The organism is Paenibacillus polysaccharolyticus (assembly GCF_023714295.1).
Taxonomy (GTDB): domain Bacteria; phylum Bacillota; class Bacilli; order Paenibacillales; family Paenibacillaceae; genus Paenibacillus; species Paenibacillus polysaccharolyticus_A.
In genome coordinates this window covers 26,459-50,459 of record NZ_JAMAUN010000019.1, presented here as the reverse complement: position 1 = coordinate 50,459, position 24,001 = coordinate 26,459, and the positions used below count along the sequence as shown (strand labels likewise).

The window sequence follows — 24,001 nt, the reverse complement described above, 5'->3', positions numbered from 1 at the left end:
ATTAGAGACGGAGGGGATCATATGAGCACAGAAATTCGGGTGCGCTACGCACCGAGCCCAACGGGACACCTGCATATCGGGAACGCTCGTACGGCGCTGTTTAACTACTTGTATGCCAAACATAATAACGGGAAATTTATCATTCGTATCGAAGATACAGACGTGAAGCGGAACATTGCGGGCGGAGAAGAAAGCCAGCTGAAATACTTGAAATGGCTCGGCATCGAGTGGGATGAGAGTATTGATGTAGGCGGAGAATACGGGCCGTACCGTCAGACGGAACGTCTGGATTTGTATCGCAAGTACACGCAAGAACTGCTGGACAAAGGTCTGGCTTATCGTTGCTACTGTACAGAAGAAGAGTTGGAGCAGGAGCGCGAAGAACAGTCGGCTCGTGGAGAAACTCCGCGTTACTCCGGGAAACACCGTGACCTGACACCGGAACAGATCGAGGTGTTTGAGGCGGAAGGTCGCGTGGCGAGCATTCGTTTCCGAGTACCAGCAGACCGCACGTATACATTCAACGATATGGTTAAAGGCACAATCTCGTTTAACAGCAAGGAATCAGGCGACTTTGTCATTGTGAAAAAGGACGGCATTCCCACGTACAACTATGCCGTTGCCGTGGACGATCACTTGATGAAGATCTCCCACGTCCTACGCGGGGAAGATCATATCTCCAATACACCACGACAGCTGATGATCTATGAAGCGCTTGGCTGGGAGCCGCCGCAATTCGGTCATATGACGCTGATCGTGAACGAAAACCACAAAAAACTGAGTAAACGCGATGAATCCGTAATTCAGTTTATTGAGCAATATGATCAGCTTGGCTATCTGCCAGAAGCGATGTTTAACTTCATCTCCCTGCTTGGCTGGTCGCCAGAAGGAGAGGAAGAAATCTTCTCACAAGAGCAGTTGATCTCCATATTTGATACGAAGCGTCTATCCAAGAGCCCGGCCGTATTCGATACACATAAGCTGGCGCACTTGAATAACCATTACATCAAAAATGCGGACCCTGCACGAGTTGCCGAGATGGCTATTCCGCATCTGCAAAAAGCAGGACGTCTGCCCGCGGAGCTGTCACCTGAACAAAAAGAGTGGGCATATACGCTCGTACATCTCTATCAGGAGCAGATGAATGCGGCATCCGATATCGTAGAACTGTCGGAAGTGTTCTTCCGTTCCGAAGTTGAATTGGAAAGCGAAGGCGCTGCGGTGCTTGCTGAAGAGCAGGTTCCCACCGTATTGAAGGCATTTGCAGATAAGGTACAGGCAAATGACGAATTTACGCCGAGTAAAATGGCTGCGCTAATCAAGGAAGTGCAGAAAGAAACAGGCTTCAAGGGCAAACAGCTCTTTATGCCAATCCGTGTTGCTTTGACGGGGCAGACACATGGGCGTGATCTCAACCAGACCATCGTGCTACTGGGCCGTGACACGGTTACCCAGCGTTTGCTGGCTCGAGTGTAAGTTTTCATTGTTCAACTTATGTAATTGGGTTCTGCCGGTTGTCAGTGCGAAGGCTTTTCGCTATAATAGCAACACAAGGTTGAAATTGTCATAATACGTTCATATAGAACAGCAAAGACCGGGAGAAGTAAGCTGATTTGGACAGATTCAGAGAGGATGGCCCCACAATGTACAGAGATTTATCTGTTCAAACAAGTGGTGGCTGTAAGCCATCCACTGTCCAGCAGTCTGAAATGCACCCGTGAGCTGCACCGTCGAATCCGGCCCCGCCTTTGTCTTTAGGATAGAGGAGAACGTCAGGATAGATGGCGACGACTGGTTCCCGTTACCGAGCCATCAGAGGGTTCATTCCTTTTATATTAAGGAGAGGAATGAGCCAAGCAGAGTGGGACCGCGACTAACGCCTCTGCAGCTTCGTGCTGCAGGGGCGTTTTTTGTTTAGGCGATGCGCAAGTATAATACCAAGGAACGCGCCGTCCGGCGAACCCGGAGGACGAGAACCGGAACAAGAGGGGAACGAGCATGTTCAAAAAGATCAGATCCGATATTAAGACGGTCTTTGAAAATGATCCGGCCGCCCGGAGTTGGTTTGAAGTCGTATTTACGTATTCGGGGCTTCATGCCATATGGGCCCATCGATTTGCTCACAATCTGTACAAGCGAAGATGGTATTCGTTCGCCCGGTTCGTATCACAGGTTAGCCGGTTTATGACAGGGATAGAGATTCATCCCGGAGCTACGATTGGAGATCGTTTGTTCATTGACCACGGTATGGGTGTTGTTATTGGAGAAACCTGTGAGATAGGTGACGATGTCGTGATCTATCAAGGAGTAACTCTTGGGGGAACAGGGAAAGAAAAAGGAAAGAGACACCCCACGATTGGTAATAATGTTGTTATCTCATCTGGCGCGAAGGTACTGGGATCATTCCGTGTGGGGGATCAAAGCAACATCGGAGCAAACTCCGTTGTGCTGAAAGAAGTTCCTGCCAATAGCACGGTGGTGGGCATTCCAGGTAGAATCGTCAAACAAGATGGTCGTAGAGTGGATCGTCTCAATCAACAATTGCCCGATCCGGTTATTGACTCTCTGCGCAGCATGCAGCGCGAGATTGAACGGCTGCAGGAGGAAGTGCGAACTTTGCAAAATACACGAGAATCGGAGAAATGCACATAATTCCATCGATCAACATAAACCATGGAATCAAGTATACGTAGTTTAGAACGAAAGGAAAAGTGACTATGACGCTTCAGATTTACAATACGATGAGTCGTACCAAAGAGGAGTTTGTTCCACAAGAGCCCGGCAAAGTAAAAATGTATGTATGCGGACCAACCGTCTATGACTACATTCATATCGGCAATGCACGTCCGGTGATCTTTTTCGACACGGTTCGTGGATATTTAGAGCAGACAGGGCATGAAGTGAATTATGTCGTAAACTTCACTGATGTCGATGACAAACTGATCCGCAAAGCGGAGCAGCTTGGCACAGACGTACCGCATGTGGCTGAAAAGTTTATTGCCGCTTATTACGCGGACCTGGAAGGACTAGGTATTCCTAAAGCCAGCAGTAATCCACGGGTAACGGAGAATATGCCTCTTATTATCGATTTTATCCGTGAACTGGTTGAAAAAGGTTTCGCATATGAAAATGGCGGTGACGTATATTATCGAACAGGAAAGTTCGAAAAATACGGTCAATTGTCGAAACAAAACCTGCAGGAGTTGCAGTTCGGTATTCGGATCGGTGTAGATGAACGGAAGGAACACCCGGAAGATTTTGTGCTCTGGAAGGCAGCCAAACCAGGTGAGATCTTCTGGTCGAGCCCATGGGGGGATGGTCGTCCTGGATGGCATATCGAATGCTCCGCCATGGCAAGAGAATACCTTGGTGACACGCTCGATATTCACGGCGGTGGACAGGATTTGCAGTTCCCTCACCATGAATGCGAATGCGCACAGTCCGAGGCAATCACAGGCGCGCCTTTGGCAAATTACTGGATGCATAACGGTTTTATTCGTATTGATAACGAAAAAATGTCGAAATCTCTCGGTAATGGTGTTCTGGTAAAAGACTTGCGTAATCAGTACAAACGTGAAGCAATTCGTTACTTTATGTTGTCCACCCACTATCGCAACCCGCTCAATTTCACAGAAGATACGATGGAACAGGCGCAAAACAGTGTGGATCGAATTGCGAATGCAGTAGGTAACCTGAGACATCGCCTAGGAGCTGTGTCGGTTAATCAGGAGGTCACACCGGAATTTGCAGCAAGACTAGACCAGATTCGACAACAATATCATGAAAAAATGCAGGATGATTTTAATACACCGGATGCAATCACAGCGTTGTTCGAGTGGGCTGGGGAAGCTAACCAGTTGTTGCAACAAGATGTGGTTAATGCCGCTGAGATTCATGCGCTGCTTGAACTATTCGCGGAACTCAATGCTGTGCTTCGAATCTATACAGACGTTGAACCGGAGCTTCTCGATGAGGACATTGAACGATTGATCCAGGAGCGTGTGGAAGCACGTAAATCTAAAAACTGGGCTCGGGCGGATGAAATTCGTGATGAACTATCTGCTCAAGGGATTCTGCTGGAAGATACCGCACAGGGAATGAGATGGCGGCGCAAATGAGCGAAGAAAAAGAGAATGTTTTGTCTGGTTCTGTCGAGCTGGATGAACAGGCCGAACAAATGGTGACTAATAATCAGGTTAATGAACTTGAGGGGGGATGGTTTCCTTATCCACCCTCCAGGCCTGCACGATTGATTCCGCCAATCGCGCTGGCTTACATCGGTGATGCGGTATATGAGGTTGCCGTGAGACAGTATCTGTTATCCAAAGCGAATATGCGCCCTAACCATCTGCACCGCAGTGCAACCAAACTGGTATCTGCCAGAGCACAAAGCCGGATACTGACAAGTATTGAGGCTGAACTGACAGAGGAAGAGCAAGATGTTGTGCGGCAAGGGCGGAATGCCAAATCGGGCAGTGTTCCCAAAAATGCAGATGTGCTGGAGTATAGACATGCAACGGCGTTTGAATGTCTGATCGGTTATCTGTATAGCAGTAGTCAGCATGATCGAATGGTGCAATTGATCGGGCTGGGGATTGAGTTGGCGGAGCAAGCTTCTGCATCAACATCGAAATAGCTTCGGGTTGAAATATATATAACAAGCAATACAGAGAGGAACGAATGAGGATGGAAGAAGAATGGATTGCCGGTAAACACTCCGTAACGGAGGCGTTGCGATCAGGCCGGACCATTAACAAAATATGGATTGCTGATACGGCGCAGAAACATCTGACGCAACCGATTATTGCAGAGGCCAAAAAACAAGGGATTGTCATTCAGCATGTGGACAAGCGGAAGTTGGATCAGACGGTTCCTGGTATCCAGCATCAAGGTGTAGTTGCTCAAGCAGCACCTTATGCTTATGCTGAGGTTGAAGATATTTTGGAAGCGGCCAAATCTAAAAATGAACATCCGTTTTTAATTCTGCTAGATGAGATTGAAGACCCTCATAATCTGGGTTCTATCTTGCGTACAGCGGATTGCACAGGCGCTCACGGCGTCATTGTTCCTAAACGGCGCTCAGCATCTGTAACTGCAACGGTGTCTAAGACATCAGCAGGTGCAGCAGAGTATGTTCCAGTCGCTCGTGTAAGCAATCTGGCACAAACGATTGATCGATTGAAAGAAGAAGGTGTATGGGTTGTTGGTACAGATGTTACTGCGCGTGAAGGCGTGTTTGGCAATGGAGTATTCACAGGACCGGTTGCACTTGTCATCGGCAATGAAAACAAAGGTATGGGCCGTCTTATTCGTGAGAAATGCGACGTTCTGGTTAAATTGCCTATGCAAGGTCAGATTAATTCCCTGAATGCCTCTGTGGCAGCTGGCGTTGTTATGTATGAGGTGCTTCGTGCTCGTCAAGAGCAGGAATAGATGATATGGCTGATTCCCGTGATGTGCTTCTTGTAGACGGGTATAACATGATCGGCGGCTGGCCGGAATTATCCAAACTAGCCGAGAACGAATTGGAAGAAGCGCGGAACAGGCTCCTCTTTCGGCTTGCGGACTACCAGGCTTTCTCCGGCCGCCGAGTCATTGTTGTGTTTGACGCCTACCTTGTGCCAGGACTCGGTAAATCCTTTACACAGAGCAAAATTGAAGTTCATTTTACAAAGGAAAAAGAGACGGCAGACGAATGTATCGAGAGACTCGTTCGGGAACTAAGCATGCGAAGACGCCAAATCTATGTAGCAACCAGCGATATGGTAGAGCAACATGTCATCTTTGGACAGGGAGCGTTGCGCGTATCTGCCAGAGAGCTGCTTATTGAAGTGGAACAAAATGAAAAGGAATTGCAACAACGGCTTGCAGAGGATCAGGCAAGGTCAACACGGAATACAATTGGGGGCAAATTAAGCCCGGATGTTTTACAGCAATTTGAACGCTGGAGACGAGGCTGACAGCGGATTTCTTACAAATTTTTCAATATTGAAACTATTGACAATTATGTTATAGCTGTTCTTTTTTAGGGATGCCGTGGTTGACGGTGGGAGGTACCATCATATATACTGTTCGTATATTTCATAGAGTAGAGTAACGGGGTACCTTGCGTTGCAGCCGGAGGGATTGTCTGTGAGTGTCGACCTCAAAGATATCATGTTATCCAAGTATGATTACCAAAGTGACGAAGACATTGTCGAAGCGGTCCGTGAAGGCGAAAGCGAAGCGCTGGAGTTTTTGATCAACAAGTATCGCAACTTTGTACGCGCCAAGGCAAGATCTTATTTTTTGATCGGAGCTGACCGGGAAGATATTATTCAAGAAGGAATGATTGGACTTTACAAATCCATTCGTGATTTCAAAGGGGACAAGCTTGCTTCGTTCAAGGCATTTGCCGAACTGTGCATTACAAGACAGATCATTACGGCGATCAAGACAGCCACACGTCAGAAGCATATTCCGCTTAATTCTTATGTATCTCTGGACAAGCCCATTTATGATGAAGAGTCTGATCGTACGTTACTCGATGTGATTTGTGGAACTCAGGTCAGTGATCCGGAAGAGTTGATTATTAACCAGGAAGAGTTTGTAGGCCTGGAAGATAAAATGTCCGAGATTTTGAGTGACCTGGAACGTAAAGTGCTGATGTTGTACCTAGACGGGAGATCTTATCAAGAGATTGCAGTGGATTTGGATCGTCATGTAAAGTCTATCGATAATGCATTGCAGCGTGTAAAGCGCAAACTTGAAAAGTACCTGGAAGTTCGAGATAATTGAACAAAGGTTGTTGTCGTTGATGAAAAAGGCTCGGTGTTTGAGTCTTTTTTTATTGTCTGTAGTTTATATTGTTAAGGTTTGATAAATACTAGTAATCGCTCGGTTCATACTGGAGCAGTGAAAAAATCAGAGATGAGAGATACGTTGCGTTTCCTGCGGAATTAATACCCATCGACGAAAGGTTATTCTTTCGTTGACATGCTTATACCCTTGTGATAAAGTGTTTTAGGTAGGCCTATTTTACGGCTTTTTTTTCAGGATCAATTTAGAGACTCTGCTTCAATGTGGAAGTCTTCGGGAGGTGTACATCATGCGGGTAATTATTACTTTGGCTTGTACGAACTGCAAACAAAGAAATTACACTACGACAAAAAACAAGCGTAATCACCCCGACCGCATGGAGATGAAGAAATTTTGCAAGTTTTGTAACGAGCAGACTTCTCATCGCGAAACCAGATAGTTTTTTGGAGGTGTAGTCGGCGTGAAACGTAGTTTCAAATCTCTGATTTCCTTTTTCTCTGAAAGCTGGGCTGAACTTAAAAAGGTTCGCTGGCCTAATCGTAAAGAGCTGACGAACTACACGTTAATTGTACTTGGTACTGTTGTGGTTATGACGCTGTTTTTTTGGGTCGTAGATATCGGCATCTCCGCTGTGATCGAAGCGATTATTTAAGAAGGGTCCCAGGTGGCTTGATATGGAAAAAAGATGGTACGTCGTTCATACCTATTCAGGGTATGAAAATAAGGTCAAAGCCAATTTGGAAAAACGCGTAGAGTCCATGGGCATGGAAGACAAGATTTTCCGCGTTCTTGTTCCGATGGAAGAAGAAGTGGTAAACAAAGACGGTAAGAAAAAGACCGTTATGCGTAAAGTTTACCCCGGTTATGTCTTGGTCGAAATGGTTCAGACGGATGATTCTTGGTATGTTGTTCGCAATACACCAGGTGTTACCGGCTTTGTCGGTTCGACAGGTTCCGGTTCCAAACCAACAGCCTTGTTGCCAGAAGAAGTGGAACAAATTCTGAAGCACATGGGTATGGTTGAACCTAAGCCTAAAATTGAATTCGATATTAAGGAATCCGTACGTATTAAAGTCGGTCCTTTTGCGAATTTTGTGGGCTCCGTGGAAGAGATTTTGGTAGACAAGAGCAAGCTCAAGGTACATGTTAACATGTTTGGACGGGAAACACCGCTTGAGTTGGAATACACCCAAGTGGAGAAGATATAGTTTCTTCAAGTTTCTTGTGGGAGGGCTGTGAGGCCCGTTAACCACTATTTTGCAAGGAGGTGTCTATCATGGCAAAAAAGGTAATCAAAATGGTAAAACTGCAGATTCCAGCAGGTAAAGCAAATCCAGCACCACCAGTAGGTCCGGCATTGGGTCAAGCAGGTGTCAACATCATGGCATTCTGTAAAGAATTCAACGCTCGTACAGCTGACCAAGCAGGATTGATCATTCCAGTTGAGATTTCTGTATTCGAGGACCGTTCCTTTACATTCATCACTAAAACTCCACCTGCAGCAGTTCTGTTGAAAGTGGCAGCTAAAGTTGAAAAAGGATCCGGCGAGCCGAACAAGAAAAAAGTTGCTACCGTTAAACGTGACGCGGTACGTCAAATCGCGGAAACAAAAATGCCTGACCTGAATGCTGCTGACGTTGAGTCCGCAATGCGTATGGTTGAAGGTACTGCCCGCAGCATGGGTATCACCATCGAAGACTAATTTTCACACGAAACATGGCTTCGTAAAGCCGGCCGATTCGCGGCCGGTCAATGTGGGAGGTATATCCGCTAAAACCACAAAGGAGGAATATAACATGGCTAAACACGGTAAAAAATACCTGGAAGCTGCTAAGCTGATCGACAGCGAAGCAACTTACGAGCCTTCAGAAGCTGTAGAGCTTGTGAAAAAGGCAGCTACTGCAAAGTTCGATGAAACTATCGAAGCAGCAGTTCGTTTGGGCGTAGACCCTCGTAAGCAAGACCAGGCAGTACGTGGTGTTGTTGTCTTGCCACACGGTACAGGTAAAACACAACGCGTATTGGTATTTGCAAAAGGTGACAAAGCGAAAGAAGCGGAAGCGGCTGGCGCGGACTATGTTGGTGATGCAGACATGATCAACAAAATCCAACAAGGCTGGTTCGAATTCGACGTCTGCGTAGCGACACCGGATATGATGAGTGAAGTAGGTAAATTGGGCCGTCTGCTCGGCGGTAAAGGTCTGATGCCTAACCCTAAAGCCGGAACGGTAACTTTCGATGTAACTAAGGCTGTTCAAGAAATCAAAGCCGGTAAAATCGAATATCGTCTGGATCGTGCAGGTCAAATTCATGCACCGATCGGTAAAGCTTCTTTCTCTTCCGAGCAATTGAATGAGAACCTCAAAGCTCTCATGGATGCTCTGAACCGTGCTAAACCGGCGGCAGCTAAAGGTGTTTATCTGAAGAACGTAAGTCTTTCTTCTACGATGGGCCCTGGTGCACGCGTGAACGCAGCAGCTTTTAGATAAAATATTCTTGACAGGTTCGCCCTGTTCTGATATTCTATAAAAGTTGTGAGTCCGAGTGACTGACCGTTGACATTTGAATATGCTTGCCGTAGACAGTAGGTGCCATATGGCTTAATTTCCTACCGAGGTGTGATTATACAACTTGAACGATGCAAATCGGATGCGAGTATATATCAAGCCTTCGTGATTCTACGGAGGCTTTTCTTAATGGGATAAATTTGATCAGGAGGTGTACAGATTGGCAAACGCAAAAGTGATTCAAGCAAAACAAGAGTCCGTTGATGTTGTAACAGCAAAATTGCGCGAAAGCGTGACAACAGTTGTTGTTGACTACCGCGGATTGAACGTTGCCCAAGCTACTGAACTGCGCAAGCAGCTTCGTGAAGCCGGAATCGAATTCCAAGTGCTGAAAAACACATTGCTTCGCCGTGCAACTGCAGCAGCAGAATTGACAGAACTCGATAGCGTTCTGACAGGTCCTACTGCGATTGCATTCAGCGGAGAAGATGCTGTAGCTCCAGCCAAAATTCTGAACGACTTCGCTAAGAAGAACGATGCACTGAAATTGAAAGGTGCTGTCGTAGAAGGTCGTGTAATTGGAGAAGCAGAAGTTAAAGCGTTGGCAGAACTGCCATCCCGCGAAGGTCTCCTCTCCATGCTCCTCAGCGTGCTTCAAGCGCCAGTTCGCAACTTCGCGCTTGCGGTTAAAGCTGTTGCAGACAAAGAAGAACAAGGCGCGTAAGCTACTTGATCTGAATACTGCCTAGCAGTAATGAAATAACAAAAAATAAAATTATATATGGAGGTTCAATCATGAGTAAAGAGCAAATCTTGGAAGCAATCAAAGGCATGACTGTACTGGAACTGAACGATCTTGTTAAAGCAATTGAAGAAGAATTCGGCGTAACTGCTGCAGCTCCAGTAGCTGCTGTAGGTGGCGGCGCAGCTTCAGCTGAAGCTGAGCAATCCGAGTTTGACGTAATCTTGGCAAGCGCTGGCGCTTCCAAAATCAACGTTATCAAAGCGGTTCGCGAAATCACTGGTCTTGGCTTGAAAGAAGCTAAAGAAGTAGTTGACAACGCTCCAAAAGCATTGAAAGAAAAAGTTTCTAAAGAAGAAGCAGAAACAATCAAAGCTAAGCTTGAAGAAGCTGGCGCTACAATCGAAGTTAAATAATTTAGCTTATCCAAGCTGAATGAACAAAACAACAAACCCCTTGACTTATATCAAGGGGTTTGTTGCTGTAAATGTAACTATGGAAAGTGAGTGAGGGCATGTCCAATCATTATTATTCGGACAAACCACAAGTGGCACATGATCGCAAGGCTGCGGAAGCGGTACTCCGCGGAATTAGTCTACGCTTGGTGACGGATGCTGGTGTTTTTTCCAAAAATGGAATCGATTATGGCAGCAGAGTATTGATTGATGCGATGGAACTGCCGTCAGGCGCTCATGTTCTCGATGTGGGATGTGGTTACGGGCCAATCGGGCTTACAGCAGCAAAACTTGTACCGAATGGGCATGTCACCATGATCGATATCAACGAAAGAGCGGTTGAGCTTTCCAAAGAAAATGCCAAAGGTAATGGTATTGCTAATGTTAATATAATGCAGAGTAATCTACTGGCTGAAGTAAAGAAGCAGGATTTCGATGTGATCTTAACTAATCCTCCAATTCGAGCTGGCAAAGAAACGGTTCATACGATCTTTGAGCAGGCGCATGGCCATTTGAAGGTAGGCGGGTCGTTATGGGTTGTCATTCAAAAGAAACAAGGGGCACCTTCTGCGAAAGCGAAGTTGGAATCGTTGTTTACACGAGTGGAAGAAGTAACGAAGGATAAAGGCTACAGAATCTTCAAAGCGGTTAAAGAAGAGTAGAGGAACTGTGAGAGGTTCATTCGAATTTGTAAAGTAAGCAGGGGATCATTTTTTTTGCAATAGGACTATTGACTTGAAATTCAAGCCGTGGTATAGTTGTAAAATGTCAGTATTAAGATGCCCTACTTGGCTTTAGCTAACTAAAAATGTCAACCTTTTTTTACGCCGAACCGGGCTTATTATGCCTATGTTTGGCGTATAATATGTACATTTTGGGCAAACTGGGGATAAGAATGATTTGGAAAGACATCCGCCGATCAAAGTTGCTCTTTTATCGAACGACATTTCGAATAAGGGCTTTTCTTTATTTGCGGGTGCATTGCTTTGCTCTGTATGTGTACCATTATAAGGTTACAAACAGAGGTTCGCAACGAAATTTTTAAAGTGAGTAGACATTGAGGGGTGAGTTTAAGTTGGCAGGACATCTTGTTCAATATGGTCGACGCACTCGGCGCAGTTATGCACGAATTAACGAGATACTCGAAGTTCCGAACCTGATTGAAATCCAACAGAAATCATATGATTGGTTTTTGGAGGAAGGGTTGCGCGAAATGTTCCAGGATATCTCGCCGATCCAGGATTTTACAGGTAATTTGATTTTGGAATTTATCGATTACAGTCTCGGAGAACCGAAGTATACAGTAGATGACGCGAAAGAACGCGACGTTACTTATGCAGCACCACTTCGGGTGAAAGTCCGGCTCATTAATAAGGAAACCGGAGAAGTCAAAGAGCAGGAAGTATTCATGGGAGATTTCCCGCTGATGACCAGCACCGGCACATTTATTATTAATGGTGCTGAACGGGTTATTGTCAGCCAGTTGGTTCGCTCTCCTAGCGTTTACTTCAGTACCAAAGTAGATAAAAACGCAAAAAAAACGTATACCGCTACAGTAATTCCTAACCGCGGCGCTTGGCTGGAGCTAGAGATGGACGCGAAGGATGTTGTTTATGTCCGGATCGACCGTACGCGTAAAATTCCGGTTACGGTTCTCCTGCGTTCCCTTGGCTTTGGCACAGATGCTGAGATTCTGGATTTGCTCGGTAATGACGAATATATCCGCAACACACTGGACAAAGACAACACGGATTCCACCGAGAAAGCCCTCATCGAGATCTATGAGCGCCTTCGTCCGGGCGAGCCACCTACGCTGGATAACGCGAAGAGCTTGCTCGTTGCACGTTTCTTTGATCCAAAACGTTATGACCTTGCAAACGTAGGTCGTTACAAAATCAACAAAAAACTTCACATCAAAAACCGTTTGTTTAATCAGCGTTTGGCTGAATCTTTGATCGATGCTGAAACAGGCGAAATCATTGCAGAAGCAGGTCAGATGGTTGACCGTCGTTTGCTCGACGAGATCATGCCTTACCTGGAGAAAAGCGTTGGCTTCCGCACGTATCACGTGGGCAACGGCGTTTTGGATGCCAATGATATCCCGATGCAAACCATTGATGTGTTTTCACCAATCGAAGATGGTAAAGTGGTTAAGCTGATTGCCAATGGCGACATTGACAAGTCCGTGAAAAACATCACGCCAGCGGATATCATCTCTTCCATCAGTTACTTCCTGAACTTGTTGCACGGCATCGGAAGCACGGATGATATCGATCACCTGGGTAACCGTCGTCTGCGTTCTGTGGGTGAACTTTTGCAGAATCAGTTCCGTATCGGTTTGTCCCGTATGGAGCGTGTGGTTCGTGAAAGAATGTCCATCCAGGATGCAAATGTCATTACACCACAAGCATTGATCAACATCCGTCCGGTAATCGCATCGATTAAAGAGTTCTTCGGTAGCTCCCAATTGTCACAGTTTATGGATCAAACGAACCCGCTGGGCGAGTTGACACATAAACGTCGTCTGTCCGCACTCGGACCGGGCGGTTTGACTCGTGAGCGTGCCGGCATGGAAGTCCGTGACGTCCATCCATCCCACTATGGCCGGATGTGCCCGATCGAGACACCAGAGGGACCAAACATTGGTTTGATCAACTCCTTGTCGACGTTTGCCCGTGTGAACGAATATGGCTTCATTGAAGCTCCGTATCGTTGGGTTGATCCAAAGACGGGTGTTGTCACTGAGCAAATTGATTACCTGACAGCAGACGAAGAGGACAACTATGTTATCGCTCAGGCGAACGCGAAGCTGAACGAGGATAGCACTTTTGCAGAAGATGCGATCATTGTACGTTACAACAAACAGTCGGATAACATCCTTACGATGCCGAGTGAACGAGTGGACTACATGGACGTATCTCCTAAGCAGGTTGTATCTGTCGCTACGGCGCTCATTCCGTTCCTTGAGAACGATGACTCCAACCGTGCCCTCATGGGATCAAACATGCAACGGCAGGCGGTTCCACTCTTGATTCCTAAAGCTCCGCTTGTAGGAACAGGTATGGAACACAAAGCTGCGAAAGACTCCGGTGTATGTATTGTTGCCGATTATGACGGAATTATTGAACGTTCCTCCGCGAACGAGATCTGGCTTCGTCGTGTAGAAGAGGTTGACGGTCAAGAAGTCAAAGGCGATATCGTTAAATATAAATTACACAAATTTATGCGTTCGAACCAAGGAACATGCATCAACCAACGTCCGATCGTAAAAAGAGGCGCTGCGGTTAAAGCTGGCGACATTCTTGCTGACGGTCCTTCGACGGAAATGGGTGAACTTGCTCTTGGACGCAACGTAGTCGTTGCCTTCATGACATGGGAAGGTTACAACTACGAGGATGCGATCCTACTCAGCGAAAAACTCGTTAAAGAAGATGTATACACATCCATCCACATCGAGGAATATGAGTCGGAAGCTCGTGATACCAAGCTCGGACCTGAAGAGATCACGCGTGATATCCCTAACGTTGGGGAAGAAGCGTTACGTAATCTCGATGAGCGCGGTATTATCCGCATCGGTGCCGAAATTGCTGCTGGCGACATTCTCGTTGGTAAAGTTACACCAAAAGGAGTAACAGAGCTGACTGCAGAAGAGCGTCTCTTGCATGCAATCTTTGGTGAAAAAGCACGTGAAGTGCGTGATACATCTCTCCGTGTACCTCACGGTACCGATGGTATCGTTGTTGACGTGAAAGTATTTACCCGTGAAAACGGAGATGAACTGCCACCAGGTGTAAACCAGCTCGTTCGTGTTTATATTGCCCAAAAACGGAAAATCTCCGAGGGTGATAAAATGGCCGGGCGTCATGGTAACAAAGGGGTCGTGGCCCGCATCTTGCCGGAAGAGGATATGCCTTTCCTGCCAGACGGTACACCGGTTCAAATCGTCCTTAACCCACTGGGCGTACCTTCCCGTATGAACATCGGTCAAGTGCTTGAAGTTCACTTAGGTATGGCAGCAATGCAGCTGGGTATCCATGTAGCAACACCTGTATTCGACGGAGCGAAGGAGTATGACGTCTTCGATACAATGGAAGAAGCAGGTATGCAACGTAACGGTAAAACGGTACTGTATGATGGCCGTACTGGTGAAGAGTTTGAACGTGAAGTTACCGTTGGTGTCATGCACATGATCAAATTGGCACACATGGTTGACGATAAAATCCATGCCCGTTCCACAGGTCCTTACTCACTTGTTACGCAACAACCGCTGGGTGGTAAAGCCCAATTCGGTGGACAGCGTTTCGGGGAGATGGAAGTATGGGCGCTTGAGGCATATGGTGCGGCTTATACTCTGCAAGAAATCTTGACGGTTAAATCCGATGACGTTGTCGGTCGGGTGAAAACGTACGAGTCCATTGTCAAAGGCGAGAACGTACCGGAACCAGGTGTTCCTGAATCGTTCAAAGTATTGATCAAAGAGCTGCAAAGCTTGGGTATGGACGTTAAGATTTTGAGTGAAGATGAGCAAGAGATTGAAATGAAAGAAATGGACGATGAAGATGACGCTGCGAGCGATAAGCTCAGCCTCAACCTTGAGGGTACAGAGGTCGGAGCGGAATAATCGCTTCGAGCGCATGATGACCGGCGTTTTTCATCAGGCTCACGTCATGCTCCGGCTACAGCCGGGGCAGGCGTAACCTAGAATACAGGAATTGGTTAAGGAGGGTTGCTCCTTGTTGGACGTCAACAATTTCGAATACATGAAGATCGGGCTTGCTTCCCCAGAGAAAATTCGTTCTTGGTCCCGCGGAGAAGTGAAAAAACCGGAAACGATCAACTATCGTACGTTGAAACCGGAAAAAGAAGGGCTGTTCTGCGAAAAGATTTTTGGCCCTACAAAAGACTGGGAATGTCATTGCGGTAAATACAAACGCGTTCGTTATAAAGGCGTTGTCTGTGATCGCTGTGGGGTTGAAGTAACACGTGCGAAAGTCCGTCGTGAACGGATGGGCCATATTGAGCTTGCTGCTCCGGTATCGCATATCTGGTACTTCAAAGGTATTCCGAGCCGTATGGGTCTCGCATTGGATATGTCTCCAAGATCTCTCGAAGAGATCATTTATTTTGCATCATATGTAGTAACTGATCCAGGAGAAACTCCACTGGAGAAAAAACAGCTGTTGTCCGAGAAGGAATATCGCAGCTACCGTGAAAAATACGGATACGGCTTCCAAGCCGGCATGGGTGCAGAAGCAGTTAAAAAATTGCTTCAAGACCTTGATGTAGAGAAAGAGCTTGAATTCTTGAAGGAAGAGCTCCGCACTGCACAAGGACAACGTCGTAACCGTGCAATCAAACGGTTGGAAGTAATTGAAGCATTCCGTAACTCTGGCAATAACCCAGAGTGGATGATCATGGATGTACTTCCTGTTATTCCGCCGGAACTTCGTCCGATGGTACAACTGGATGGTGGACGTTTCGCTACGTCTGACTTGAATGACTTGTATCGCCGTGTAATTAACCGGAACAACCGTCTGAAACGTCTGCTTGACCTGGGCGCGCCAGATATCATCGTGCAAAATGAAAAGCGGATGCTGCAAGAAGCAGTTGACGCCTTGATCGATAACGGTCGTCGTGGACGTCCTGTTACAGGTCCGGGTAACCGTCCTTTGAAATCCCTCAGCCATATGCTGAAAGGTAAACAAGGTCGTTTCCGTCAGAACTTGCTCGGTAAACGTGTTGACTACTCCGGCCGTTCCGTTATCGTTGTTGGACCTTACCTGAAAATGTATCAGTGCGGTCTTCCTAAAGATATGGCACTGGAACTGTTCAAGCCTTTTGTGATGAAAGAGCTTGTAAATAAAGGACTTGCCCACAACATCAAGAGCGCAAAACGTAAAGTTGAGCGTGTAAGTCCTGAAGTATGGGATGTTCTTGAAGAAGTCATCAAGGAGCATCCGGTACTATTGAACCGTGCCCCTACGCTTCACCGTCTCGGTATTCAGGCGTTTGAACCGATTCTGGTTGAAGGTAAAGCGATTCGTCTTCACCCGCTCGTATGTACAGCATACAATGCCGACTTTGACGGTGACCAAATGGCCGTGCACGTTCCATTGTCCGCTGAAGCTCAAGCGGAAGCGCGTATCCTGATGCTTGCATCAGGTAACATTTTGAACCCGAAAGACGGTAAACCGGTTGTAACCCCTTCCCAGGATATGGTTCTTGGTTCGTACTATTTAACAATGGACAACAAAGAAGAGAAGGGTACAGGTATGGTTCTGCGTACAGTCAATGAGGCTGTATCTGCTTACCAACGGGGTACTGCTGGACTGCATGCACGTGTCGCTATTCCGGTTAAAGCACTTGGTAAAACAAGTTTCACGGAAGAGCAACAAAAAGGTATGTTGTTGACAACGATCGGTAAAATTATCTTTAATGAAATTTTCCCAGCAAGCTTCCCTTATATCAATGATGCGACTCGCGCGAACCTGTATCAAGGTACAGCGGATCATTCATTTGTTTATGAGAAAGGTGCTGACTTGAGAGAAGCTATTATTAATGCTCCTCAAGCTGGCGGTGTCGGCAAAGAATACCTCGGTTCCATCATCGCTCGTTGTTTTGAAATTTATCATACAACCGAAACTGCGGTTATTTTGGATAAAATCAAACAACTTGGATTCACGTACTCGACGCGCGCGGGTATTACCGTAGCCGTGTCCGATGTTGTCGTTCCACCTGAGAAATTCGAAATTCTCAGACAGTCCGAAGATAAAGCTCAGATCGTTACAAACCAGTACCGTCGTGGTTTGATTACGAATGAAGAGCGTTATGACCGTATCATTGATATCTGGTCAAAATCTAAAGATGACATCACGGATATCCTGATGAAATCCATGGACCGTTACAACTCGATCATGATGATGGTTGACTCCAAAGCACGGGGTAACAAATCACAAATCACTCAATTGGGTGGTATGCGTGGTCTGATGGCCAACCCGTCTGGTCGTATTATCGAACTCCCAATCAAATCGAACTTCCGTGAAGGTTTGACAGTACTCGAGTACTTTATCTCCACTCACGGTGCGCGTAAAGGTCTCGCGGATACAGCCCTGCGTACAGCCGACTCAGGTTACCTGACTCGTCGTCTCGTAGACGTAGCCCAAGACGTAATTGTGCGTGAAGACGATTGTGGTACAGATAAAGGCTTTACCGTTAGTCGTATCCAGGATGGTAAAGAGGTTATCGAAGATCTCTACGACCGTATTGAGGGCAGATACTGCTTCGAAACTGTTCGTCATCCAGAAACGAAAGAAATTATCGCTGGCCGTAACGAGTTGATTGACTCTGACAAAGCAGAGGCGATTATCAAAGCTGGCGTAACCAAATTGCAAATCCGTTCCGTTCTCAGCTGCCGTGCAAGCCATGGTGTCTGCAAGAAGTGTTATGGTCGCAACCTTGCGACAGGTAAACACGTGGAGATTGGTGAAGCGGTTGGTATCATTGCTGCACAATCCATTGGTGAGCCAGGAACACAGCTTACAATGCGTACGTTCCATACCGGCGGTGTAGCCGGAGACGACATCACGCAAGGTTTGCCGCGTATCCAGGAGTTGTTCGAGGCCCGTAACCCTAAAGGTCAAGCAACGATCAGTGAGATTGACGGTGTGGTTAAAGAGATTCGCGAAGCGAAAGATCGTCGTGAAATCGAAATCCAAGGTGAAGCAGAATCCAAAGTGTACTCTGTTACTTACGGTTCCCGTGTCCGCGTAAGCGAAGGCATGGAAATTGAAGCGGGTGACGAGTTGACAGACGGTTCTATCGATCCAAAAGAAATGCTGCGCATCAAAGGCGTACGTGGCGTACAGAACTACATTTTGCAGGAAGTACAGCGCGTATACCGTAACCAGGGCGTAGAAATCAATGACAAACACGTTGAAGTTATGATTCGTCAAATGCTGCGTAAAATCCGTATCGTTGATGCGGGAGATACAACGCTGTTGCCGGGATCATTTGTAGATACGCATGAGTACGAAAGAGCTAATAAAATTGCGATTCTGAGTGATAAAGAGCCAGCGGTTGCAAAACCAATCTTGCTCGGTATTACAAAAGCATCCCTTGAAACAGACTCCTTCCTCTCAGCGGCATCGTTCCAAGAGACAACACGTGTATTGACGGATGCAGCAATCAAAGGTAAAGTCGATCAGTTGCTCGGTCTGAAGGAAAATGTTATCATCGGTAAGTTGATCCCTGCTGGTACGGGTATGAACCGTTACCGCAGCATCAAATTTGCTGAGCCTGAAGATGGCCAATCTTCTGTAGAAGAACTGGAGCCAGTTTCGGTAGATTAATATAGATTTCCTTGTTCTGAGGAAGTAAAGAATGTGTATGTCAGGAAACGACGTTTGTAATATCCGAGCGACGAATCCTGATATACACAAACTTTATAAAAACTTTTTGGAATAGCATTGACAATGCTTGCGCTAGATGCTAATATATCAAAGGTGCGTGGGCAGCTGATTGTAATTGGTCCTATTCGGAGGAATGTATGATGTCTAATGAAAAAGGCTTGCAAGATGCTCATGTCAAGATTGGTACCAAACAGACCATGCGGACAGTGCTGACAGGAATGGCTTTAGAAGTCTATGTCGCAGAAGATAGTGATCCGCAGCTCACTTCCAAAATCATTGCTTTGTGTGAACAACACAATGTAAAATACACAAGAGTGGACACAATGAAAAATCTCGGCAAAGCTTGCGGGATTGGAGTGGGAGCAGCGATGGCTGCTGTCGTAAAATGATACGGTAAGGAACGTTTTTGTCCGAGAACATTTAAGGATTCTCCAAGGCAAAAACTTTTCATTTGTCTTTTTATGAACCGCCTGGGTCTGTGGGCTTAGATAAAGGTTTGTAAAGAAACATGAATAATTGAGGAAGGGGGTGGCAATCACATGCCAACTATTAACCAACTGGTTCGTAAAGGACGTCAAGCTAAAGTTGAGAAGTCAAAATCACCAGCTTTGCAAAAAGGATTCAACGCTTTGAAACGTGAATCCACTAACATCAGTGCCCCACAAAAACGTGGTGTCTGCACTCGTGTAGGTACAATGACACCTCGTAAACCGAACTCTGCACTTCGTAAATATGCCCGTGTTCGTTTGACGAACCGTCTCGAGGTAACTGCTTATATCCCGGGAATCGGACATAACCTTCAAGAGCACAGTGTGGTATTGATCCGCGGAGGTAAAGTAAAAGACCTTGCAGGGGTTCGTTATCACATCGTTCGTGGAGCTCTCGATACTGCAGGTGTTAACAACCGTATGCAAGCTCGTTCTAAATACGGTGCGAAACGTCCAAAAGCTAAAAAAGCCTAATTATGATAAGCGGATTGCCTGAAAGCCTTCTGGCTTAGGCCTAGAAGGTGCAGGAACTGCTGAACAAGAAAGAAAGGGGGATATCCATGCCACGCAAAGGTCCAGTTACGAAAAGAGACGTGTTGCCAGATCCGGTATACAACTCCAAGTTGGTTACTCGTTTGATCAACCGCATCATGCTCGACGGAAAACGCGGTGTTGCTCAAAGCATTCTGTATAATGCGTTCAAGTTGATCCAAGAACGTACGGGTAATGACCCGATGGAAGTATTTGAAGCAGCAATCAAGAATATCATGCCAGTCCTGGAAGTTAAAGCTCGCCGTGTCGGCGGTGCCAACTACCAAGTACCAATCGAGGTAAAACCAGAGAGACGTACTTCTTTGGGATTACGTTGGCTCGTGAACTACTCCCGCAACCGCGGTGAGAAAACAATGGAAGAGCGTTTGGCGGCTGAGATCATCGACGCTTCCAACAACACAGGCGCTTCCGTTAAGAAACGTGAAGACACGCACAAAATGGCTGAAGCGAACAAAGCGTTTGCTCACTACCGTTGGTAGGATTCAGTTCACAAAAATAAACTTCAATTTTGAAGGGAGACCCATTTCATGGCTAGAGAGTTCTCCTTGAAAAATACACGTAATATCGGGATCATGGCTCATATTGATGCGGGTAAAACCACGACAACTGAGCGGATCTTGTTTTACACAGGACGTACGCACAAAATCGGTGAAGTTCACGAAGGCGCTGCGACAATGGACTGGATGGAACAGGAACAGGAGCGCGGAATTACGATTACTTCCGCTGCGACTACCGCTGCTTGGAAAGGTCACCGCGTTAATATCATTGATACCCCGGGACACGTTGACTTCACTGTTGAAGTTGAACGTTCCCTTCGTGTATTGGACGGAGCAGTAGGTGTATTCAGTGCGAAAGAAGGCGTTGAGCCTCAGTCTGAAACTGTATGGAGACAGGCTGATAAGTACGGCGTACCTCGTATCGCATACGTAAACAAAATGGATATCATCGGTGCTGACTTCTTGAATGTTGTATCTGACATGCGTGAACGCCTTCAAGCGAACGCTGTTGCGATTCAACTTCCAATCGGTGCTGAGAATGATTTCAAAGGTATCATTGATATCGTTGCACAACGGGCTCATATGTACAAAGATGACCTGGGACAAGATATCGAAGAAACCGATATTCCTGCGGAATTCGTTGAGCAGGTTGAAGAACTTCGCAACGAATTGATTGAGCGTGTTGCAGAACTTGATGAAGAATTGACAATGAAATACCTGGAAGGCGAAGAAATCACTATTGATGAGATTAAATCCGCTCTCCGTAAAGGTGTTGTAGATGTTAAGATCTTCCCAGTTATCTGTGGCTCCTCATACCGTAACAAAGGTGTTCAACTGATGTTGGATGCTGTTATCGACTACTTGCCAGCTCCAGTTGACGTTCCAGCAATCAAGGGTCTCCTTGAGGATGGAACTGAGGCAGTTCGTAAGTCTTCCGATGAAGAGCCATTCTCTGCATTGGCCTTTAAAATCATGACTGACCCTTACGTTGGTAAATTGACATTCTTCCGCGTATACTCCGGCGTACTTCAATCCGGATCTTATGTATTGAATGCAACTAAAAACAAACGTGAGCGTATCGGTCGTATCCTTCAAATGCACGCAAACAGCCGTCAAGAAATCACTGAAGTTTACTCTGGTGATATCGCAGCAGCTGTTGGTTTGAAAGATACAGGTACAGGTGATACACTATGTGATGAGAAACACCCGGTTATCCTGGAATCCATGAACTTCCCTGATCCGGTAATTGAAATCGCTGTTGAACCTAAAACCAAAGCTGACCAAGATAAAATGGGTGTGGCTCTCGGCAAATTGACGGAAGAGGATCCAACTCTTCGTGCTCATACTGACGAAGAAACAGGTCAAACAATCTTGGCAGGTATGGGTGAGCTTCACCTTGATATCATCATCGACCGTATGCGTCGTGAGTTCAAGGTTGAAACTACTGTGGGTAAACCACAAGTAGCTTACCGCGAAACATTCCGTGCTCCAGCGCGCGTTGAAGGTAAATTCGTACGTCAATCCGGTGGTCGTGGTCAATACGGTCACGTATGGGTTGAATTCGAACCTCTCGAGCCGGGTACAGGCAGCCAGTTCGAAAGTAAGGTTGTCGGTGGTTCCGTTCCAAGAGAGTACATTCAACCTGCACTGTCAGGGATTGAAGAGCAAATGAAAAACGGCGTTATTGCAGGCTTCCCGCTTGTAGACGTTAAGGCTACTATCGTAGACGGATCTTACCATGATGTCGATTCCAACGAGATGGCATTTAAAATTGCCGGATCTATGGCGCTGAAAGCAGCGAAAGACAAATGTAGTCCAGTTCTGCTTGAGCCTATCATGAAAGTAGAAGTAACTGTTCCAGAAGAGTATATGGGTGACGTAATGGGTATGTTGAACTCCCGTCGTGGCCGCATCGAAGGTATGGATTCCCGTAGTGGGGCTCAAATCATTCGTGCTAAGGTACCTCTCTCTGAGATGTTTGGTTACTCTACAACTCTTCGTTCCGGTACTCAAGGACGCGGCGTGTTCTCCATGGAACTCTCTCACTATGAAGAAGTTCCTAAGAGCATCGCTGAAGAGATCGTTGCCAAAACAAAAGGCACCGAGTAGTTTTCTCACACTGAATGCTTGTGCTTGAAACCTAGTTTGAAGCACCGCATTCAGTGAAAAACATAAAATTATAAATTTTAAGGAGGCCACGTTCAAATGGCAAAGGCTAAATACGAACGTAATAAACCACACGTTAACATTGGTACTATTGGTCACGTCGACCATGGTAAAACAACTCTGACTGCTGCAATCACAACTGTATTGTCTAAAACTTACGGTGGTGCTGCTGTAGCATTCGACCAAATCGACAAAGCTCCAGAAGAGCGCGAGCGCGGTATCACTATCTCCACAGCACACGTTGAGTACGAAACTGACACTCGTCACTACGCTCACGTAGACTGCCCAGGTCACGCCGACTATGTTAAAAACATGATCACTGGCGCGGCACAAATGGACGGAGCTATCTTGGTAGTATCCGCAGCTGACGGCCCAATGCCACAAACTCGTGAGCACATCTTGCTCTCCCGTCAAGTAGGCGTACCTTACATTGTTGTTTTCTTGAACAAATGTGACATGGTTGAAGACGAAGAGTTGTTGGAACTGGTTGAGATGGAAGTTCGCGACCTTCTTAACGAATACGAGTTCCCAGGTGATGACACTCCAATCACTCGTGGATCCGCTCGTGAAGCTCTGCAAAACCCTGATGGTGAGTGGGCTCAAAAAATCGTTGAGATGTTCAAAGAAATCGACACTTACATCCCACTGCCTGAGCGTCAAACTGACAAGCCTTTCTTGATGCCTGTCGAGGACGTATTCTCCATCACTGGTCGTGGTACCGTTGCTACAGGTCGTGTAGAGCGTGGTACTGTTAAAGTCGGCGAAGAGATCGAGATCGTTGGTATCACTGAAGAAACTAAAAAATCCGTAGTTACGGGCGTTGAGATGTTCCGTAAATTGTTGGATTCCGCACAAGCGGGTGACAACATCGGTGCATTGTTGCGTGGTGTTGACCGTACTCAAATCGAGCGTGGTCAAGTACTTGCTAAACCAGCATCTGTTAAACCACACACAGAATTCACTGCACAAATCTACGTTTTGACTAAAGAAGAGGGTGGCCGTCACAAGCCTTTCTTCACTGGATACCGTCCACAGTTCTACTTCCGTACAACTGACGTAACTGGTATCATCAACTTGCCAGAAGGTACTGAAATGGTAATGCCTGGTGACAACATCACGGTTACTGTTCAACTGATCTCTCCAATCGCGATCGAAGAAGGAACTAAGTTCTCTATTCGTGAAGGTGGACGTACAGTTGGTGCGGGTTCCGTAGCAACAATCCAAAAATAATTTGGCTTTTGCCAAATGAGTATAAGCAACAGTGTACTGGAACGAGTAACATTGTATTGTAACGAAGCTTCGGAAGAGTTCTTTATCCGACATCGGATAAAGAACTCTTTTATTATGTCAACGTTTCGGAACCTGCGTCATTTAAAATGAACAAGATT

General features: G+C 46.4%; 22 protein-coding genes and 1 other annotated feature. All 22 genes read left to right on the top strand.

What is annotated here, in order from left to right:
• Window positions 1–21 precede the first annotated feature (21 nt).
• The 22 genes from gltX (at window position 22) to tuf (ending at window position 23,843) form a co-directional block, all read left to right on the top strand.
• Window positions 22–1,476, top strand: coding sequence for a glutamate--tRNA ligase (gene gltX, locus M3629_RS27565; RefSeq protein ID WP_251512069.1), 1,455 nt, complete (start codon window positions 22–24; stop codon window positions 1,474–1,476).
• A gap of 522 nt (window positions 1,477–1,998) precedes the next feature.
• Window positions 1,999–2,652 (top strand): serine O-acetyltransferase, encoded by a 654-nt coding sequence (gene cysE, locus M3629_RS27560; RefSeq protein ID WP_251512067.1) that lies wholly within the window; start codon window positions 1,999–2,001, stop codon window positions 2,650–2,652.
• A 65-nt stretch (window positions 2,653–2,717) separates the two neighbouring features.
• Complete coding sequence (gene cysS, locus M3629_RS27555) at window positions 2,718–4,118, top strand: cysteine--tRNA ligase (RefSeq protein WP_251512065.1); 1,401 nt, start codon at window positions 2,718–2,720, stop codon at window positions 4,116–4,118.
• Between the two features lie 59 nt (window positions 4,119–4,177).
• Window positions 4,178–4,636, top strand: a complete 459-nt coding sequence (locus M3629_RS27550) for a Mini-ribonuclease 3 (protein WP_251512090.1) — start codon at window positions 4,178–4,180, stop codon at window positions 4,634–4,636.
• 50 nt (window positions 4,637–4,686) lie between these two features.
• Complete coding sequence (rlmB, locus tag M3629_RS27545; protein WP_123067243.1) at window positions 4,687–5,433, top strand: 23S rRNA (guanosine(2251)-2'-O)-methyltransferase RlmB; 747 nt, start codon at window positions 4,687–4,689, stop codon at window positions 5,431–5,433.
• Window positions 5,434–5,438: 5 nt separating this feature from the next.
• Window positions 5,439–5,960, top strand: a complete 522-nt coding sequence (locus M3629_RS27540) for an NYN domain-containing protein (RefSeq protein WP_251512064.1) — start codon at window positions 5,439–5,441, stop codon at window positions 5,958–5,960.
• 172 nt (window positions 5,961–6,132) lie between these two features.
• Window positions 6,133–6,777, top strand: a complete 645-nt coding sequence (gene sigH, locus M3629_RS27535; RefSeq protein ID WP_024633601.1) for an RNA polymerase sporulation sigma factor SigH — start codon at window positions 6,133–6,135, stop codon at window positions 6,775–6,777.
• 310 nt (window positions 6,778–7,087) lie between these two features.
• Window positions 7,088–7,237 (top strand): 50S ribosomal protein L33, encoded by a 150-nt coding sequence (gene rpmG / locus M3629_RS27530; protein ID WP_072735843.1) that lies wholly within the window; start codon window positions 7,088–7,090, stop codon window positions 7,235–7,237.
• A gap of 21 nt (window positions 7,238–7,258) precedes the next feature.
• Window positions 7,259–7,450 carry a preprotein translocase subunit SecE gene (gene secE / locus M3629_RS27525; RefSeq protein WP_024633600.1) on the top strand — a complete coding sequence of 64 codons (192 nt, stop codon included), beginning with the start codon at window positions 7,259–7,261 and terminating at the stop codon, window positions 7,448–7,450.
• A 22-nt stretch (window positions 7,451–7,472) separates the two neighbouring features.
• Entirely contained in the window at window positions 7,473–8,006 is a 534-nt protein-coding gene (gene nusG / locus M3629_RS27520) for a transcription termination/antitermination protein NusG (protein WP_024633599.1), read from the top strand.
• A gap of 68 nt (window positions 8,007–8,074) precedes the next feature.
• Window positions 8,075–8,500, top strand: a complete 426-nt coding sequence (gene rplK / locus M3629_RS27515) for a 50S ribosomal protein L11 (protein WP_017692062.1) — start codon at window positions 8,075–8,077, stop codon at window positions 8,498–8,500.
• 94 nt (window positions 8,501–8,594) lie between these two features.
• Window positions 8,595–9,287 carry a 50S ribosomal protein L1 gene (rplA, locus tag M3629_RS27510; RefSeq protein WP_090924686.1) on the top strand — a complete coding sequence of 231 codons (693 nt, stop codon included), beginning with the start codon at window positions 8,595–8,597 and terminating at the stop codon, window positions 9,285–9,287.
• Window positions 9,288–9,355: 68 nt separating this feature from the next.
• Window positions 9,356–9,502 (top strand) — a sequence feature (ribosomal protein L10 leader region).
• 23 nt (window positions 9,503–9,525) lie between these two features.
• The gene (gene rplJ / locus M3629_RS27505; RefSeq protein ID WP_090924685.1) at window positions 9,526–10,029 is read left to right on the top strand and encodes a 50S ribosomal protein L10; all 504 of its coding nucleotides are present in this window, start codon (window positions 9,526–9,528) and stop codon (window positions 10,027–10,029) included.
• Between the two features lie 71 nt (window positions 10,030–10,100).
• A complete protein-coding gene (gene rplL, locus M3629_RS27500) occupies window positions 10,101–10,463 on the top strand; it encodes a 50S ribosomal protein L7/L12 (protein WP_145336480.1) in 363 nt (120 codons plus the stop codon).
• A 98-nt stretch (window positions 10,464–10,561) separates the two neighbouring features.
• Entirely contained in the window at window positions 10,562–11,164 is a 603-nt protein-coding gene (locus M3629_RS27495; RefSeq protein ID WP_251512062.1) for a class I SAM-dependent methyltransferase, read from the top strand.
• A gap of 413 nt (window positions 11,165–11,577) precedes the next feature.
• Complete coding sequence (gene rpoB / locus M3629_RS27490) at window positions 11,578–15,123, top strand: DNA-directed RNA polymerase subunit beta (protein ID WP_123067248.1); 3,546 nt, start codon at window positions 11,578–11,580, stop codon at window positions 15,121–15,123.
• A gap of 112 nt (window positions 15,124–15,235) precedes the next feature.
• Window positions 15,236–18,850, top strand: coding sequence for a DNA-directed RNA polymerase subunit beta' (rpoC, locus tag M3629_RS27485; protein WP_251512060.1), 3,615 nt, complete (start codon window positions 15,236–15,238; stop codon window positions 18,848–18,850).
• Window positions 18,851–19,050: 200 nt separating this feature from the next.
• On the top strand, window positions 19,051–19,299 hold the full coding sequence (locus M3629_RS27480) for a ribosomal L7Ae/L30e/S12e/Gadd45 family protein (RefSeq protein WP_251512088.1): 249 nt from the start codon (window positions 19,051–19,053) through the stop codon (window positions 19,297–19,299).
• Between the two features lie 150 nt (window positions 19,300–19,449).
• On the top strand, window positions 19,450–19,872 hold the full coding sequence (rpsL, locus tag M3629_RS27475; protein ID WP_017692070.1) for a 30S ribosomal protein S12: 423 nt from the start codon (window positions 19,450–19,452) through the stop codon (window positions 19,870–19,872).
• Between the two features lie 86 nt (window positions 19,873–19,958).
• Window positions 19,959–20,429, top strand: a complete 471-nt coding sequence (rpsG, locus tag M3629_RS27470) for a 30S ribosomal protein S7 (RefSeq protein ID WP_007432586.1) — start codon at window positions 19,959–19,961, stop codon at window positions 20,427–20,429.
• 48 nt (window positions 20,430–20,477) lie between these two features.
• Window positions 20,478–22,556: an elongation factor G gene (gene fusA / locus M3629_RS27465; protein ID WP_251512058.1), complete on the top strand. Its 2,079-nt coding sequence runs from the start codon at window positions 20,478–20,480 to the stop codon at window positions 22,554–22,556.
• A 96-nt stretch (window positions 22,557–22,652) separates the two neighbouring features.
• Window positions 22,653–23,843 (top strand): elongation factor Tu, encoded by a 1,191-nt coding sequence (gene tuf, locus M3629_RS27460; RefSeq protein WP_090924678.1) that lies wholly within the window; start codon window positions 22,653–22,655, stop codon window positions 23,841–23,843.
• Window positions 23,844–24,001: the final 158 nt, after the last annotated feature.

Excerpts from the sequence above, each read along its gene's own strand:
- gltX (WP_251512069.1), top strand. The coding sequence starts at position 22 with ATGAGCACAGAAATTCGGGTGCGCTACGCACCGAGCCCAACGGGACAC.
- cysE (WP_251512067.1), top strand. The coding sequence starts at position 1,999 with ATGTTCAAAAAGATCAGATCCGATATTAAGACGGTCTTTGAAAATGAT.
- cysS (WP_251512065.1), top strand. The coding sequence starts at position 2,718 with ATGACGCTTCAGATTTACAATACGATGAGTCGTACCAAAGAGGAGTTT.
- M3629_RS27550 (WP_251512090.1), top strand. The coding sequence starts at position 4,178 with ATGGTGACTAATAATCAGGTTAATGAACTTGAGGGGGGATGGTTTCCT.
- rlmB (WP_123067243.1), top strand. The coding sequence starts at position 4,687 with ATGGAAGAAGAATGGATTGCCGGTAAACACTCCGTAACGGAGGCGTTG.
- M3629_RS27540 (WP_251512064.1), top strand. The coding sequence starts at position 5,439 with ATGGCTGATTCCCGTGATGTGCTTCTTGTAGACGGGTATAACATGATC.
- rpmG (WP_072735843.1), top strand. The coding sequence starts at position 7,088 with ATGCGGGTAATTATTACTTTGGCTTGTACGAACTGCAAACAAAGAAAT.
- nusG (WP_024633599.1), top strand. The coding sequence starts at position 7,473 with ATGGAAAAAAGATGGTACGTCGTTCATACCTATTCAGGGTATGAAAAT.
- rplK (WP_017692062.1), top strand. The coding sequence starts at position 8,075 with ATGGCAAAAAAGGTAATCAAAATGGTAAAACTGCAGATTCCAGCAGGT.
- rplA (WP_090924686.1), top strand. The coding sequence starts at position 8,595 with ATGGCTAAACACGGTAAAAAATACCTGGAAGCTGCTAAGCTGATCGAC.
- rplL (WP_145336480.1), top strand. The coding sequence starts at position 10,101 with ATGAGTAAAGAGCAAATCTTGGAAGCAATCAAAGGCATGACTGTACTG.
- M3629_RS27495 (WP_251512062.1), top strand. The coding sequence starts at position 10,562 with ATGTCCAATCATTATTATTCGGACAAACCACAAGTGGCACATGATCGC.
- M3629_RS27480 (WP_251512088.1), top strand. The coding sequence starts at position 19,051 with ATGTCTAATGAAAAAGGCTTGCAAGATGCTCATGTCAAGATTGGTACC.
- rpsL (WP_017692070.1), top strand. The coding sequence starts at position 19,450 with ATGCCAACTATTAACCAACTGGTTCGTAAAGGACGTCAAGCTAAAGTT.
- rpsG (WP_007432586.1), top strand. The coding sequence starts at position 19,959 with ATGCCACGCAAAGGTCCAGTTACGAAAAGAGACGTGTTGCCAGATCCG.
- fusA (WP_251512058.1), top strand. The coding sequence starts at position 20,478 with ATGGCTAGAGAGTTCTCCTTGAAAAATACACGTAATATCGGGATCATG.
- tuf (WP_090924678.1), top strand. The coding sequence starts at position 22,653 with ATGGCAAAGGCTAAATACGAACGTAATAAACCACACGTTAACATTGGT.